We start from the raw sequence: 538 nt of genomic DNA on the forward strand, positions 1-538 counted from the left end.
GTCTACGCCGTCGGCGAATGGGCTGCCGGTGAAGCCTTCTCGGCGCCGCCAAAGCTGAAGACAAAGGCAGCCAAGATCGGTCGCTCGCCACTGCTTGGGCAACGATAGTCCGCTTCTGTCTCGGGTCGGGCCCGCGCATCGCCAGAACGCTCGGCTGCACTTGAACCGCTTGGGCGGCAGCCCGCCGACTCAACTCCGCGCCGCCCCCGCCAGCCTCATCGCCGCATCCCGTATCGCCCCCGCCAGCGCCCGCACCGTCGGCTGCCGCGAAATGCTCTGCGAGACGAAGAAGCTGATCGGCGGCAGGTTCCAAGAAAGCTCATAGGGCAGCGGCGCGCAAGTCCCGCCCAGGGCCAGCTCCGCGGCCACGTCCCGCGCAAGAATCGTCACCGCATTCGGCTCGCGCCGAAGCACCGTCTCGATGCTCCTCAGCGACCAGGTCTCCACGATCGGCGAAGGCGGCTGCACGCCCGCGCCCAGGAAGATCGCGTTGAAGGTCCGCCGCATCGGCGTGTTCGGCGGCGGCATGATCCAGTCC

The 538-nt window shown here is 68.6% G+C and carries 1 protein-coding gene; it reads right to left on the reverse strand.

Going from position 1 to position 538, the window contains the following annotated elements:
- Positions 1 to 189: 189 nt before the first annotated feature.
- On the reverse strand, positions 190 to 538 hold a 349-nt coding region (locus AC1DTN_RS39030; RefSeq protein ID WP_477925601.1), incomplete at its 5' end, for a type 2 periplasmic-binding domain-containing protein.

The organism is Rhizobium sp. 01T444, assembly GCF_056398305.1.